General features: G+C 66.8%; 11 protein-coding genes and 5 pseudogenes. 5 read left to right on the top strand and 11 right to left on the bottom strand.

Annotated features, from left to right (window positions below; translation table 11 throughout):
* Positions 1 to 1098: 1098 nt before the first annotated feature.
* From GNX96_RS37670 to GNX96_RS37685, 4 genes and pseudogenes are all read left to right on the top strand, one after another.
* Positions 1099 to 3560, top strand: a pseudogene (locus GNX96_RS37670) (Tex family protein).
* A 224-nt stretch (positions 3561 to 3784) separates the two neighbouring features.
* Positions 3785 to 5458, top strand: a complete 1674-nt coding sequence (locus tag GNX96_RS37675; protein WP_163572540.1) for an APC family permease — start codon at positions 3785 to 3787, stop codon at positions 5456 to 5458.
* 175 nt (positions 5459 to 5633) lie between these two features.
* The gene (locus tag GNX96_RS37680; RefSeq protein WP_163572541.1) at positions 5634 to 6650 is read left to right on the top strand and encodes an ArsR/SmtB family transcription factor; all 1017 of its coding nucleotides are present in this window, start codon (positions 5634 to 5636) and stop codon (positions 6648 to 6650) included.
* A gap of 115 nt (positions 6651 to 6765) precedes the next feature.
* Positions 6766 to 7357, top strand: a pseudogene (locus GNX96_RS37685) (ATP-dependent Clp protease proteolytic subunit).
* A 59-nt stretch (positions 7358 to 7416) separates the two neighbouring features.
* Here the strand turns inward: GNX96_RS37685 and GNX96_RS37690 are convergent.
* Positions 7417 to 7785 carry an RICIN domain-containing protein gene (locus tag GNX96_RS37690; RefSeq protein WP_163572542.1) on the bottom strand — a complete coding sequence of 123 codons (369 nt, stop codon included), beginning with the start codon at positions 7783 to 7785 and terminating at the stop codon, positions 7417 to 7419.
* Between the two features lie 144 nt (positions 7786 to 7929).
* Positions 7930 to 8313, bottom strand: a complete 384-nt coding sequence (locus GNX96_RS37695; RefSeq protein WP_163572543.1) for a helix-turn-helix transcriptional regulator — start codon at positions 8311 to 8313, stop codon at positions 7930 to 7932.
* Positions 8314 to 8323: 10 nt separating this feature from the next.
* Here GNX96_RS37695 and GNX96_RS58225 point away from each other — a divergent pair, with 10 nt between their 5' ends.
* The gene (locus GNX96_RS58225) at positions 8324 to 8653 is read left to right on the top strand and encodes a hypothetical protein (RefSeq protein ID WP_279582506.1); all 330 of its coding nucleotides are present in this window, start codon (positions 8324 to 8326) and stop codon (positions 8651 to 8653) included.
* Positions 8654 to 9095: 442 nt separating this feature from the next.
* Here the strand turns inward: GNX96_RS58225 and GNX96_RS37700 are convergent, their stop codons facing one another.
* The 9 genes and pseudogenes from GNX96_RS37700 to GNX96_RS37735 form a co-directional block, all read right to left on the bottom strand.
* The gene (locus GNX96_RS37700; protein ID WP_163572544.1) at positions 9096 to 9920 is read right to left on the bottom strand and encodes a class I SAM-dependent methyltransferase; all 825 of its coding nucleotides are present in this window, start codon (positions 9918 to 9920) and stop codon (positions 9096 to 9098) included.
* Positions 9921 to 10007: 87 nt separating this feature from the next.
* Positions 10008 to 10313, bottom strand: coding sequence for an energy-coupling factor transporter transmembrane component T (locus GNX96_RS58230; protein WP_279582507.1), 306 nt, complete (start codon positions 10311 to 10313; stop codon positions 10008 to 10010).
* A gap of 23 nt (positions 10314 to 10336) precedes the next feature.
* A complete protein-coding gene (locus GNX96_RS58235) occupies positions 10337 to 10612 on the bottom strand; it encodes a hypothetical protein (RefSeq protein ID WP_279582508.1) in 276 nt (91 codons plus the stop codon).
* Positions 10609 to 11282: pseudogene (locus GNX96_RS37710) on the bottom strand (energy-coupling factor ABC transporter ATP-binding protein). Before GNX96_RS37710 ends, GNX96_RS58235 begins: the two are co-directional and overlap by 4 nt.
* Entirely contained in the window at positions 11279 to 12166 is an 888-nt protein-coding gene (locus tag GNX96_RS37715; protein WP_279582509.1) for a thiolase family protein, read from the bottom strand. The pseudogene GNX96_RS37710 and the gene GNX96_RS37715 overlap by 4 nt, the downstream one beginning before the upstream one ends.
* Positions 12136 to 13818: pseudogene (locus GNX96_RS58240) on the bottom strand (AMP-binding protein); the annotation flags it as partial. The gene GNX96_RS37715 and the pseudogene GNX96_RS58240, both read right to left, overlap by 31 nt.
* Entirely contained in the window at positions 13811 to 14053 is a 243-nt protein-coding gene (locus GNX96_RS58245) for a biotin transporter BioY (protein WP_279582510.1), read from the bottom strand. The gene GNX96_RS58245 and the pseudogene GNX96_RS58240, both read right to left, overlap by 8 nt.
* 82 nt (positions 14054 to 14135) lie before the next feature.
* Positions 14136 to 14417 (bottom strand): annotated as a pseudogene (locus GNX96_RS61720) (biotin transporter BioY); the annotation flags it as partial.
* Between the two features lie 119 nt (positions 14418 to 14536).
* Positions 14537 to 15049: a GNAT family N-acetyltransferase gene (locus GNX96_RS37735; RefSeq protein ID WP_163572545.1), complete on the bottom strand. Its 513-nt coding sequence runs from the start codon at positions 15047 to 15049 to the stop codon at positions 14537 to 14539.
* Positions 15050 to 15151: the final 102 nt, after the last annotated feature.

Raw genomic sequence — 15151 nt, forward strand, 5'->3', positions numbered from 1 at the left:
CCGACCCATCCGGAGTACGGGACGCCAATCCCAAAATATGGGACAGAATCCGGTCAGGCACATTCCGCTGTTCTTATTGGGACTGGTGGGATCAACTCTCACCGCCAGTAGCCAATTCTCGCGAACATCGCCACCCACCATGTCCGTTTGTAACGTTGTTGCCCATCCAGAGCCCCAGAATGGGCAACACCGTCACAATCGGACATACCCCTACCCAGTACCAGATCACCCACAGTCAAAACCGCACCCCACAAAGGGGGGGGTGAGCGCGACGCACGTCAGCAGCGCGCAATACTCAGCGTCACCCAGTCGCCAGCATGTGGCTACTGATAGTGAGATTCGTTGTTGATCTTGCTCAGTTTGCCTATCCAAAACGGACATGGAACTGAATTTCCTTTTTGGGTAGGCAAAGTGAACAAGATCAACAACTTCGACACTGACTCCGCCGACCTCCGGCACCCATTCTGAGCAGGCGAAACGCTTAACTTAAGGGCATTGCCCCCCGCAAACGTGATGCTGGTTCGTTCTCCCTGTCGGCGGGCGAAGCCTTACCACACGTCCGGGGTCGGCGGCGGCCCACAAAACCCAACCACCCACTCAAGCTCCACCGCCAACCCCGGACGTGTGGTAACCCCCAGGGCGACGACGGAGAGAACGAACCCTCGCCACCCATACCCAAACCGCACGGAACCCGTCGACCCCGTTCTTCCTTGAGGCTCCGCCCGAAGGGCCCCCACCCACCTCACCGCACGCCCCGCTGCACAATCGGAATCCAATTGTGCAGCCCTCTACACCGGGTGCGGCGCGAAATTGTCGTACCCACCTCGAAAAATCACCCCCACCCAAGAACGGGTGGGGGCGGGTTTGGGGACCAATGTTCAACTAAAATTAAGGTCCACCTCTCAACCCACCCCCCGCCCGTTCAAAGGGAGGGGGAAAGAAAAACAGACACCTACGACAATTTCGCGCCGCACCCCCGTCAAGAAACCAGACGCTTCGGGGTTAAGAGGACACGCTCACCGCGACCCGAGCGAGACCTGCCCAGCAGTCCGATGGAGAGTCCCAGCCGGCGGCCGGCAGAATGGGGAGCGTTGTCAGCTGGGTAAGGGAGCGGACGGGACTGTGACCACGAGCATCGACCAGAAGATCGCCGAAGAGCTGGGCGTACGGGAAGGGCAGGTGACGGCGGCGGTCGGGTTGCTCGACGGCGGCGCGACGGTGCCGTTCATCGCTCGTTACCGCAAGGAAGTGACCGGCACTCTGGACGACGCGCAGTTGCGTACGTTGGAGGAACGGCTGGGCTACCTGCGGGAGCTGGAAGAGCGGCGGGGCGCGATCCTGGAGGAGATCCGGTCGCAGGGCAAGCTCACCGACGAGCTCAGCGCGCAGATCATGCAGGCCGAGACGAAGGCGCGGCTGGAGGACATCTACCTTCCGTACAAGCCCAAGCGCAGGACCAAGGCGCAGATCGCCCGCGAGGCCGGGCTGGAGCCGCTGGCCGATCTGCTGCTCACCGATCCGAACCAGGACCCGCACACCAAGGCGACCGAGTTCATCGACGCTGACAAGGGGGTGGCCGACGCTGGTGCGGCGCTGGAAGGTGCCCGGTCGATCCTGGTTGAGCGCTTTGGTGAGGACGCCGACCTGATTGGTGACCTGCGCGAACGCATGTGGTCAGTGGGCCGGATGGTGTCCAAGGTCCGGGAGGGCAAGGAGGCCGACGGCGCGAAGTTCTCCGACTACTTCGCCTTCGCCGAGCCGTTCACCAAGCTCCCGTCGCACCGCATCCTGGCGCTGCTGCGCGGCGAAAAAGAGGACATGCTGGAGCTCGTCCTGGAGCCCGAGGAGGTCGATCCGGACGCGCCGGTCGGCCCGACCGAGTACGAGCGGCGGATCGCCCAGCGGTTCGCCATCGCCGACCAGGGCCGCCCAGCGGACCGCTGGCTGGGCGACACGGTGCGGTGGGCGTGGCGTACGCGCATCCTCGTGCATCTGGGCATCGACCTGCGGCTTCGGCTCCGCCAGAACGCGGAGGACGAGGCGGTCCGGGTCTTCGCCTTCAACCTGCGCGATCTGCTGCTCGCGGCGCCGGCCGGCACCAGGCCGACGATCGGGCTGGACCCGGGCTTTAGGACCGGTACGAAGGTCGCCGTTATGGACGCGACTGGCAAGGTCGTCGCCACCGACACGATCTACCCGCACGTGCCGCAGCGCCGCTGGGACGAGGGCATCGCGGCCGTCGCTCGGCTCGCCAAGCAATACGGCACCGAGCTGATCGCGATCGGGAACGGCACCGCGTCCCGGGGGAGACCGACCGGCTGGCGATCGAGCTGATCAAGAAGCATCCGGAGCTTGGCCTGACCAAGGTCGTCGTCTCCGAGGCCGGCGCCTCGGTTTATTCGGCGTCCGCGTACGCGTCGGCGGAGCTGCCCGATCTGGACGTGTCGCTGCGCGGCGCGGCCTCGATTGGCCGCCGCTTGCAGGACCCGCTGGCCGAGCTGGTCAAGATCGACCCGAAGTCCATCGGGGTCGGCCAGTATCAGCATGACCTGGCCGAAAACAAGCTGTCCAAGTCGCTGGACGCGGTCGTCGAGGACTGCGTGAACGCGGTTGGCGTGGACGTGAACACCGCCTCGGTGCCGCTGCTGTCCCGGGTCTCCGGCATCACCAGCGGGCTCGCCGCCAGCATCGTCGCGCACCGCGACGCGAACGGCCCGTTCCGCTCGCGTACGGCCCTCAAGGAGGTGCCGCGGCTCGGCCCGAAGGCTTTCGAGCAGTGCGCGGGCTTCCTGCGGATCCGTGGTGGCGACGATCCGCTGGACTTCTCCAGTGTGCACCCCGAGGCCTATCCGGTCGTACGCCGCATCGCCGCGACCGCGACCAGCGGCGACATCGCTGGCCTGCTCGGCAACACCCCGGCGCTGCGCAAGGTGAAGCCGGCCGAGTTCGTGGACGACACGTTCGGGCTGCCGACGGTCACAGACATCCTCGCGGAGCTGGAGAAACCTGGCCGCGACCCACGGCCGGCATTCCAGACGGCGTCCTTCGCGGACGGCGTGGAGACGCTCGCCGACCTGAAGTCCGGGATGATCTTGGAAGGCGCGGTCACCAACGTGGCGGCCTTCGGCGCCTTCGTGGACATCGGCGTCCACCAGGACGGGCTCGTGCACGTGTCCGCGATGTCCAAAAATTTCGTCAAAGACCCGCGCGATGTCGTCAAACCGGGCGATATCGTGAAGGTGAAGGTCCTGGACGTGGACATCCCACGGAAGCGGATCGCGCTCACCCTGCGGTTGGACGACGAGGCGACGCCCGCTCCGGCCGGCGGCGACCGGGACCGCCGCGGCGGTGGTCAGCAGCGCGGTCAGCGTGGCGGTCAGTCAGGGAGCGAGCGGCCAGCAGTCCGGACAGCAGCGCGGCCAGTCCGGCGGGCAGTCGGGGGGCCAATCAAGGGGAAACGGCGGTACGAGCAATTCCGCTTCCGCGGCGCGCTGGCGGACGCGTTGCGTCGGGCCGGTCTGGTCGACGGCGGCGGAAGTCCGACCATCGGCAAGCGCTGACCCATTCGTGACCATGCCAGTGGCGGGGCAACATCAGCCTCGTCACTGGTTACACGTACGAGATTCGAGTAAAGAAAATGCAAAGAATAAACCGGCTACTTCTGGTCGAACCAAAAGAAATCTAGTTGTGAGTGGCCGGTTCTGACGTTTCGCTCCGTCACTCCGGAACTTCTGCAAGCATTGCCCGCCAGACACAGCGCGACACGGAGCGAGGTGGTGGCGAGATGGCAGCGCCCACAGGAGTGGTAGCCCACGCTGGCGAAGGAAAACTGCGAAGAGACGTCGGCTTCTGGGGGCTGATGTTCATCTCGCTGGGATCCATCATCGGCTCCGGCTGGCTGCTCGGTGCTCTCACGGCGGCTCAGGTCGCCGGTCCCGCGTCGATCCTGTCCTGGGTCCTCGCGGCAGTCATCCTGATCGTGCTGGCGCTCATTCACGCGGAGCTGGGGGCGGCCTACCCGGTCGCCGGCGGTACGGCCCGGTTCCCGCTGTTCGCCTTCGGCTCGGTGACCGGCTTCACGGCCGGCTGGGCCGCGTGGCTGCAGGCGGTCGCGATCGCCCCGATCGAGGTCGAGGCCAGCCTGTCTTACTTGAACAGCATCGCCTGGGTGAAGGACCACCTGCACCTGCTGAACCAGGGCGGTCTGCTCACCGCGAGCGGCTTCTTCTGGGGCACCTTGTTGATGATCGTCTTCACGGTCATCAACTGTGTCGGCGTCAAGTTCCTTTCCGAAAGCAACACGGTGATGGTCATCTGGAAGACGGCGGTGCCGCTGCTTACCATCGGCGTGCTGTTCTTCCTGACCTTCCACCTGAGCAACTTCACTGCCGGCGGCGGGTTCGCTCCGTTCGGCGCGCACGGTGTCTTCGCCGCGCTGCCGTTGGGGGTGGTGTTCGCCCTGCAGGGCTTCGAGCAATGCATCCAGTTGGCCGGTGAGGCGCGGGATCCGCAGCGCGACATCTCCCGGGCGGTGATCGTCGCGGTGATCATTGGGACGATCATCTACATCGGGCTGGAGGTCGCCTTCATCGGCGGCCTGAACCCGGGGAACCTGGTGCACGGGTGGACGAACCCAATCGGCGCCGGCGATTTCGGTCCGTACGCGACGCTGGCACTGGGCGTGGGTGCCGGTTGGCTGGCCTACATCCTGTTCGCCGACGCGTTCATCTCGCCGGCTGGTACGGGCCTGATCTACGTGGGCACGTCAGCCCGGCTCTCGTACGCGCTCGGCCGGGACCGGCAGCTGCCCCAGCTGCTCGGCAAGATCAGTTTCCGCGGCATTCCGCTGTGGTCGATCCTGCTGGCCTTCGTCATCGGCGAGATCGCCTTCCTGCCTTTCCCGAGCTGGAAGTCGCTGGTCAGCGTGGTCACCTCGGCCACCGCGGTCATGTACGCGTACGCACCGATTTCGTTGGCGGCGCTGCGCAAGCGCGACCCGAACCGGCATCGGCCGTACAAGGTGCCTTTCCCCAAGGTGCTGGCACCGGTTGGTTTCGTGGCCGCGAACATGATCATCTACTGGGGCAACTTCGACACCACCTGGCGGATCGCCGTCGCGATGATCATTGGGCTGGTGCTGTTCGAGATCACCCAGGCCCTCACCCCGCAGGTGGAGCGCTCGCTGCAGGACTGGCGGGCCGCCTGGTGGGTGGGTCCGTGGCTGCTGGGAACGCTGATCATTGGCTATCTCGGCCAGGACTATGGCGACCCGAAGACGAACATCATTACCGCGCTCAAGATCATCCCGAACTGGGTCGACCTGCTGGTGGTCGCGGCGTTCAGCCTGGTGATCTTCTACTGGGCCGTCAGCCTCGCGATGAGCAGCGACAAGGTCGCCGCGGCGGTGGAGAAGGAAGCGCTGGAGCTCGCGGTCGAGCCGGAGCTGCGTACGGCGTGATCTGACCGGCAGTCCGGAAAGGCCCCTGATCCCCGCGATCAGGGGTCTTTTCGTTTGTGTCGATGTTGTTGCGAAGGATCCGTTCCGCTCTGTGGACTGGATGACATGTGTCATGATGCGATCGGGACCAGCTGCGGGGGGTGGGGAGGCAGACACCCGATCCAGGAGGACCGTCATGTGGGCGCAGCCGCAGTGGGAGGAGATCCGGTTCTGCGAGCCGGTGGACACGCTGCGGGTCGAGGTCTCGCTGAATCCGTACGCGAGCATCCCGACGCTGCTGTTCGACGCGCTCGGCGGGTGGGATCGGGGAGTGCCGGACGGCTGGCGGCAGCGGATCGCCCGGACGGCGTCGGCTGAGCAACGGTCCTCGGTGCGCACGATGACCCAGCTCGGCCGGGCTCGCCAACCGGACTGCGTGATCGCGCCGGCGCCGCCGGCTGACCAGGAGACCTCGCTGGCGGACGCGCTGGAGCAGCTGCGGACCACCTCGCCGGACACTCTTTTGTCTGATCTGGACGGCATGTACGGCATCGACCTGCCGGCGCAGTGGCAGCCGGTGGCCCGCGAGCCGCGCCGCTGGCTGCGGCATTTCGCCGGCGCCGCCGAGGTGGCCGCGGCGGTGGTCGCGCAGACCTGGACGGCGGCCGGCCGGTTGCTGGACAAGGAGATCGACCGGGTCGGGCATGCGGTCGTACGCGGCCGGACCGATCTTTTGTTGGCCAGCCTCCATCCGCGGGCCCGGTTCACCGATGACGCCCTGTGGCTGCCGGCCATTGAGGGCAACCGCTATGAGGTGCGCGCCAAACGGCTCGTACTGGTGCCCGATGGTGTCTGGAGCGCAGTCGATCGCGCACGACCTGGAGGACGACGAGACGGTCTGGATCGGCTACCCGCTGCCCGCGCTGCACCAGCTGTTCGGTGCGGATCCGGACCCCGAGGCGCCGCAACGGCCACCCTTGACCGGCTGCCGGCGCTGATGGGTGGCGTGCGAGCCCGGTTGTTGCGGGCCGCGCAGCAGCCGATCACCATCGGTGATCTCGCCGAGGTCGGCGACTGGGCGATGAGCTCGGTCAGTCGGCACTGCGACTGGCTGGCCGAGGCCGGCCTGATCGAGCGCACTCGGTCCGGCCGTACGGTGCTGGTCCAGCGCACCGTGCTCGGCCATGAGCTGGTGGAGCTTTTCAGCACCTGATTCCTTGCGCTCTGGGCGGAACCGCTGACAGCGTAATCACCCTTTTCCGGTAAGGAAAACGTCGGCCCCAGGTTTATCGTCACGGCAGTGGCGATTCAGTTCCTGGAGGGTTTCGATGACGGAAATGGCACGGGTGGCACAGGGTGGTTTCGGTTTCGACGGAGCGGTTTTCGAGCAGCTGTTGCGTGAGCGGATCGTTTTTCTCACCGGTGAGGTGAAAGACGAGAACGCCAACACGGATCAGCGCACAGTTACTGCTTCTCGCGGCCGAGGACCCGGAAGCCGAGATCAGCCTCTACATCAACTCGCCCGGCGGCTCGGTCAGTGCTGGCATGGCGATCTACGACACGATGCAGTTCATTCAGCCGGACGTTTCCACGTACGCGCTGGGATTCGCCGCTTCGATGGGTCAGCTGCTGCTTTGTGCCGGCGCGCCCGGAAAACGCTTCGCGCTGCCGCACGCGCGGGTGGTCATGCACCAGGCGCTGGGTGGCATGGGTGGCACCGCCACCGACATCGCGATCCAGGCGGAGCAGCTCATCTACACCAAGCGGGTGCTGCAGGAGCGGACCGCTTTCCACACCGGCCAGACCTACGAGCGGATTGAGGCGGACGCCGACCGGGACCGCTGGTTTACCGCGCAGGAAGCCAAAGACTACGGTTTCGTCGACGAGGTGATCCCGGTCGTCACCCGCCTGCGCGGTTGAGCCGCGCCCGGTCGCCGGCAATGCCAGCTTCTTTGGCATTGCCGGCAACCTGACGGTTTTCAGTGCCAGAGTTGATAACTGTTGGTGCCGTGCCCGCACGAGTTGGTGTATGCGGACTTGGACGAATTGCTGTCCAGACAGAACCCGGTGGCGTAGTCCTGCAGTTCGATGTTGCCACCGAAGGTGAAGACGTCCCACAGCTGGTAGCTGTTCGTGCCGTGACCGCAGGGATTCGTGTAGAGCGACTTGGATGAGTTGCTGTCCAGGCAGAATCCGGTGGCCACGTCCTGCAGCTCGCGGTGGCTGCCAAAAGCGACCACGGTCCAGTGCTGGTACGTGTTGGTGCTGCCACACGGGTTCGTGTAGGCGGACTTGGATGCGTTGCTGTCCAGGCAGAATCCGGTGGCGTAGTCCTGGAAGGTCTGCACAGACTGCGGGGAGAGGATCTTGGGCGCGGCCGGCCGGTGGCAGCCGCGGCCGGGCCGGCCGTCATCGTGAGAGCGGTCAGTACGCCAACCGCGACGGCGCCGATTTTGGTGTGAGCGCGCATTTCTGCCTCCTGGTCGGGACGGTCACCCGGCAGCCTGCCGGCCGATCGCGGGCGCGGCTTGTAAGAACGCGTCAATACCGGAGATCTCCACGCTGGTGACCTGGTGCGGGATCCGGTCTAATGCGCGAGGGTGCCCGCCGCGCCGGCGGGCCAGCCGGAACTGGCTTGGGCTGCAGCCCACCATGGCCTTGAAAACATGGTCGAAATGCGGCTGGTCGTGATATCCGGCGGTGGCCGCCACCTCGGCCCAGGAGATGTCGGACTCGGCCAGCCGCAACGCACGTTGTAACCGCAGTACCCGTGCGAGCGTCTTGGGCGGCAGCCCGACCTGCTGGTCGAACCAGCGTTCCAGTCGCCGGCGGCTCCAGCCCAGCTCGCTGACCAGGTTCTCCACCGCGCGCGGCACCCGCGCTCCGGTGCAGTGCCCGCCACGCGAAGCCGACTTCGGGCCGGTGCGGCGGCCCGGACCGCAGCCGCCAGACCAACAACCGGTCAATCAGTGCGAACCGGGATTCCCAACTGGGGCAGCAAACCAACCGGTCGAGCCACCGCTGCGCGCGCGGGCCGAGCAGGTCTGTCAGTCGTACGACGGTGTCGGTCAGTTCATGCATGGGGAGCCCGAAAATGGTGTAAGCGGCCAGCGGATAAAGAATGATTTCCACGCCTTCCAGGTGGGCGCCGTGTTCGGCCAGTACGGCGGTGCGGCGCAGGCCCGCGACCAGCGAGCCGTGCTCAGCCGAAGGTGAACCTGTGCGTACGGTCCCGGAGAACTGCAGGAGAACCGTCACCACACCGTCTGGCAGCTCCAGCCGGCGCCTTGGCAGACCGCGCAGCCGGTAGCCGCGATAGCAGATCACCGAGCCGCGCAGTTCGCGCGTGGGCGGCCTGCTGCTGAGCTCACAGGATCGGCGTTCGCGCGCCGGCAGCGGGACGGTATGAACGCGAGCGTGCCTTGTCATGCGGCTCCCCATCCCCGGGTGGAACTCTTTTGCCGCTCCTGCTCGCAAACCGGGAGCACGCTAACACGTGCGAAGAGCCTCGCATACCACCTTTCCGGAAATCAGCGAACTTCCGGGTTTCTTAACCAAAAACCGCATACGGAAGAGTCAAGAACTATTTTTCCGGTGATCGCCGCAAATCGCCCGCACGGCGACTTTCTTGGCGGATTGCCGTTCGCGTTCCTGAACGTCAGAGCTTGGTGCCGGTGGTGCTGATCAGCGGTGGCATTTGGATGACCAGATCCGGGTCGGACAATTCCTGGTAGAACCGTTCGATCTGGTCGTCGGTGAGCAGGCCGCTGGCGATCAGCCCGTCCCGAACCTGCTCGATATTGGCCCGGTTCACCCCGCCGACCGCGGATTCGCCGATCCCGATCGCGCAGGTGCCCTCGGCCCGGATGTCCACCAGCCCGAGGCTGGCGAAAAGCTCCGGCAGTTTTGGTCCGAGCGAAAGATCCGAGCCGTGATTGGCCAGAAAAGTGATGATGAATGCCTGCGAAACCACGGAGACATTCTCGTGGTCGGCGTCCACTCGTACCACCGGCGTCCGGCTGAGGTCGAAATCCTCGATGAGCAGCCGGCCGCCGGGGTTCAACGCGCTGGTCAACCGGGCGAGCGCGGCCACCGGATCGGCCAGGTGAACGATCACCAGGCGGGCATGGATAAGGTCAAAACCGCCCGCTGGCAACGGATCCGAGGTCACGTCGTGCTGGCGGACCTCCACCACCGCGGCGTCACCGGTGTCGACCAGCCGCGGGTTGAGGTCGGTGGCGAGCACGTGGCCGGCCGGCCCGACCCGGTCCGCGAGCAGCCGGGCCACCGATCCGCTGCCGGCGCCCAGTTCCCAGCAGCGCGCGCCCGGCGCGAGCCCGAGCGCGTCGAGGTGCCGAATGGTTCCTGGGTCGTACAACGACTCCAGGTTGTCGAAACGAGTCGCGGCTTGCTCGGCCGCGTTGTCCAAGGTGTAAGCCGAAGAATCCCCATAACTGCGGAGGATGGCATTCCCGGTGCCCACTTGTCCTGCCCTAATGGGACCTTTTCAGGGCACCTGTTGAACCCGCCAGATTGGCTGGAAAAGGGGATTTATGCTTTCTGTGCGAGTTTAATCGTCGTCGACACCGCGGGCCACCAGAGCCTCGCCGAGGGATTCGGTACGCCGGAGCGTACGGATGACGAAGGGCAGCACGAAACCGCGGACCGACCAGGCGATGCCACGGGCCCGCTGGGCTTCCCGGATGTCCGACGCGATTTCCGCGAGCACCGGCACCGACCGCAGGGTGAGCGCCACCAGCAGGCCGAGCCGGGTCGGGTCGGCGCCGAACCGGCGCAGCGGCTGGAGCAGTTTTTCCACCGTGGCCACGAGCTCGGTGGTACGGGTAGTGAGGGTCAGCAGGCCGGCGAGCGCCACCAGGGCGATCAGCCGGGCGCAGATCAGGATCGCGGTGTGCAGGCCGGCGAAAATCCACTGGGCACCGAAACGAACAAGACGACGAAGGCGATGGGCTTCAACTGCGCCCAGACAAGCCGAACCGGAATGCGCCCCACCGCGTAGAGCAGGAGGCAGCCGACAGCGGCCGCGATCAGCCAGATCTCGTACGGGATCAGGAAAAGACCGATCGCGGCGACCAGCAGGGCGGCCAGTTTGAGCCCGGCCGGCAGGCGGTGCAGGAGGCTCGGAGTTGGGTGGTAGAGGCCGAGCAGGCTCATCCGACCAGCGCCCGATAGAACTTCAGCGCCGGCTCGGGGGAGTCGTCCGCGACCACCCGGCCCTGGTCCAGCACGATCACCCGGTCGAATGAGTCCAATGCGTCCAGATCATGGGTGACCAGCAGAATTTGTTGTGGCAGTTCGTCCAGCAAGGCGGCGAATCTGCGTTTGTTCGACAGGTCCAGCAAAGTGGTCGGCTCGTCGCAGACCAGCACGGCCGGTTCCACCACCAGCACGGACATCAGCGCCAGCAGCTGTTTCTGGCCGCCGGACAGCAGATGCGCCGGATGGTCGCGGTGGCCGCCAAGGCCGTAGCGGTCCAGCACCGCGGTGACCCGCTGGGCGATCTCGGCTTTGGAAAGACCACCGCGGCGCAACGAAAAAGCCACATCCTCAGCGACCGTGGGCATCACGATCTGGCTGTCCGGGTCGGCGAAGACGAAGCCGACCTGGCGACGCACCTGCCGGCCGTGCTTGCCCACCTCCAGCCCATTCACCAAGACCTCGCCGGCGGTGGGCGTGACCAGGCCATTGACCGTACGCGCGAGGGTCGACTTGCCGGAACCGTGGCGCCGACGAACCCGACCCGGTTTTCCTCCAGGCGCAACGAAACATCGGTGAGGACGACTCGTTCGCCGTACCGGTGCGAGAGTCCCTGGAATTCGATCACGCGGACACACTCCGGACCAGGGTGGCCACCCCGAGGCCGCCGCCGGACGCGATCGCGGCCAACCCGTACGCGCCGGGCTTGTTGATGAGCTGGCTGAAAAGCCGCACCATCAGCACCGCGCCGGAGGCTCCCCAGGGATGGCCGAGCGCGATCGCGCCGCCGTCCGGACACACCCGCTGCCAGGACAGGTCGAGGGCGTCCAGGCAGGCCAGCACCTGGCCGGCGAAAGCCTCGTTGAACTCCACAGTGGACACTTGGTCCAACGTCAGGCCGTTGCGCCTGAGCAGCGTCTGGATCGCTGGCACCGGGCCGAAACCAGGCCGTCGCGGGTCGACACCGGCGACCGCCCAGTCCACGATCCGCAGGCCCGGCAGCCAGCGCTGCGCTCGCCATTTCTCGCTCACCACCGCGACCACCGCGGCGCCGTCGTTGACACCGCAGGAATTCCCGGCCGTCGCGGTGCCGCCGGGACCGAACGCGGCCGGCAACCGAGACAACCGGCCGACCCCGAAGCCGGGTCGTGGTCGATCGTCCGTGGTGACTCCAGCGACCGGCACGATTTCCCGGTCGAAGGCGCCCGACCGCTGGGCGGCGACCGCCCGCGCGTGGCTTGCCGCCGCGTACTCGTCCTGGCGTTGCCGGCTGATCCCGGCCGCGGCGGCCAACGCGTCGGCGGCCGGCCCCATTTCCGGGTCTCCGTACGACGCCGGCGCGAACGGTGCCCTGGGATAGAAACGCGGCGGTTCGCCGGGCGTACGCGGACGCTCGGCCCGCCAGGGCGCGGTCGACGACGGCTCTCCACGCCGCCAGCGAGATAGGCGTGGCCGCGGCCGGCGGCGAGCTGCGCGGCGGCCAGGTTGATCGCCTCCAGTCCGCTCGCGCACTGCCGGTCGATGGTCAGGCCCGGCACGGATTCCCCCAAGCCGGCGCGAAGTGCGGCCACCCGGGCGGTGTTTCCGCCCGGCCCCATGAGATTCCCGAGGATGACATCGTCAATGTCAGCTGCGGCAAGGCGTACGTCATCGGCGGTGGCGGTCAACACGGCGGCCGCGAGCTGGTCGGCCGGCACCGACCGGAGCGACTTGCCGACCGTCCCGATCGGCTGCGGCGGCGGGCCGCCACGATCACCGCGGTCATCGCAGCGGCCGTACGTCCGGCCAGCGGTCCTGGACCGCCGCACGGGCGATTTTTTTCCGCTGGTGGTCAGCGGAATCCGGTCCACTGTGAACCAGCGGCGCGGGCGTTTACCGGCGCTCAGCCGGACCGCGGTGTGGGCGCGCAGGGCGCGCCGGTGCAGGACCGTACCAGGCTCCGGCTGCAAAAACGGCGCGACGACGACCGCTCCCAGCCACGGATGCGGTAGTGCGACCACCACCGCCTCGGCGACGCCCGGCGCCGCCCGGAGCACGGCTTCCACTTCCTCGGCGGAGACTTTCGTGCCACCGCTGACAACTGTGGCGGCACCCCGGCCAACCACCACCAGTGAGCCGTCCTCCCGCAGCAGACCGCGATCGCCGACGCTGACCCACTCGCCTGCGTCGACTCTCACGCCGTTTGTCAGGTATCCGGCGAAAAGCAGCGCGGAACGGACCCAGATCTCGCCTTCCTCAGCGGCACCCACCGGCTGTCCGCCGTCGTCCCGGATTTCAATGTCCACAGTGGATGGTGGCCGGCCGACGGTGGCTGCCGGCTCGGTCGTACGAACGCTGACCACCGACTGCTCGGACGATCCGTAGTATTCGACGACCTGGCAACCGGGCAATGCTTTCTCGGCCCGGATTTCCAGGTCACGGTCGAGTTTGGCGCCCACCGTGAGAATCATCCGCAAATGTGCCGCCGGCTCCACCTCCCAGACCGGTACGAGCGCGGCCAGCATCGCCGGGATGAGGTGCGCCACGGTCGCTTCGGCGGCCCGCGCGGCCGCCTTCGCCGGCGACCAGTCCGGCAGCAGCAGGCACCGCGCCCCCACCGAAATCGCATGTGTCACCGCGAAAATCCCACCGGAAGTCGACAACCGCCCACCTGACAACACGGTGTCATCGACGGTCATCCCAGTCACGTCGGTGAACACCGGATAGGACTCATGCCACGACCGCCGTGTTCGCCCAAAAACCTTCGGCCCGCCCGTACTCCCCGACGTCGTCCCCAGATAGAACTCGACGTTTTCGTCGTCAGCAAGGGAAAGATCGCTACCAAAACGTGGAGTTCGGGAAGTCTCGACATGGTGGGTGGGACGCGCGGCGGCCAGGATGTGCTTGGTTTCGGCGGCTGACCAGGCCGGATCGCAGACCAACGCGGCCGCGCCACACCAGTCGGCGGCCAGAAACCAAGCCACCGTGCCGACCGGATCGACGCCGTCCAGCGCCAGCCGGTCACCCGCTCGTACGCCCCGGCCGCGCAGCTCGGCGGCGCCACCAGCGACCCACTCCCAGAGCTCCGACCAGGTCACCGTCCGCCGGCCGTCGTCGAGCGCACTGGCGTCCGGCCTCTCGGTCGCCCAGCGCCGCAGCTCGGCCAGCACCAACCCCTCAGTCACTTATGGAGGTTACGTCGACCTTCGCCGCGTGCGTCTTCGAGACCGGCACCAACGTCGGATATGCCCGATGCACGGCGACCGCCACCAGGGACACGATCACCGCCTTGGCCACGTCGCCGGGAATGAACACCAGCGACTGGATCGCGGCGGTGGGGAGGCTGCCCACCACGACCGCCCAGTACGGAATGCCCACCGCGTAGATGACAACCACCCCGCCGACCACACAGGCGATCAACGCTTTGACGAAGCTCAGTTTTGGGAAGCGCGCGCTCCACCAACCAGCCGGTCGCGTACGCGCCCAGCAGCCACCCGATGATGAAGCCGCCACTGGGCCCGGCGAACACCGCCAACCCGCCACGACCACCGGACAGCAGCGGGAAGCCCACCAGGACCAGCATGATGAACAGCGCCAACGTCAACGCCGCCCGCCGCCCGCCCAGCAGGCAGCCGACCAGCATCACCCCCAACGTCTGCAGGGTGATCGGGACCGTACTCCCGAAAAGGTAGATACCGGGCATCAATCCCAGGACCGCGATGAAAGCGGCGAAGACCGCGATCTGTGCCAAATCAGCAGCCAACAACCGACGAGTGCGAGCCATAGTCTCTTTCCGTCCGACGGAACGCGTGCCAGCACCGTAACTCTCCCGGCTCGTCCTCTGAGCACAATCGAGCCGTCATATAGCTGGCCAAGTCTGTCGATGTTCGCTCTTGACGCCGGTCAGAGGGCGCGGAGCATGCAACAGCGCGGCCAGCGGTCCAGCCCGAGCGACGCCTCGTGGTCGCGGATCGTACGCAGGCCAGGCGTGACCTCGGCGGTGGTCAGGCGACGAAAGCCGAGACGCTCGTAGTAGGGCAGGTTCCACGCGACCTCGACGAAGGTGGTGAGGGTGAGCGCGGGATGTCCACGCTCGCGCGCCCACCTGCCCACCTGGTCGATCAAGGCCTGACCGATCCGCTGGTGGGCGTGGTCCGGATCGACCGAGACCTGCTCGATGTGGGCGTTCCCGTCCACCACGTCGGCGAGGACGTACGCGGCGGGGTGATCGGCGGCGTCCGTCGCGACCCATGCCCGGCCGTCTTGCTGGTACGCCCGCAGCTGCTCCTCCGGCAGCCCCTCGTCGCCGGCCACCTCGTCCATCCCGATCTCGGCGAACGCCTTTCCGGCGGCCACCTCGATCCTCCTGAGCACCGGCAGGTCAGTCTCGCCCGCCAACCGAATCGCCACCGTCATGCCAGCGACGATAGTGCTGTCCGCGCCGTGGCAGTGTCCCCGATCGGGGCGGCTTTGGTCCTTGAGCGCGGGACAATGTCCCGCACTCGATGTCGAGTGCGG

The sequence above is a fragment of the Fodinicola feengrottensis genome (assembly GCF_010993775.1).
Lineage (GTDB): Bacteria > Actinomycetota > Actinomycetes > Mycobacteriales > HKI-0501 > Fodinicola > Fodinicola feengrottensis.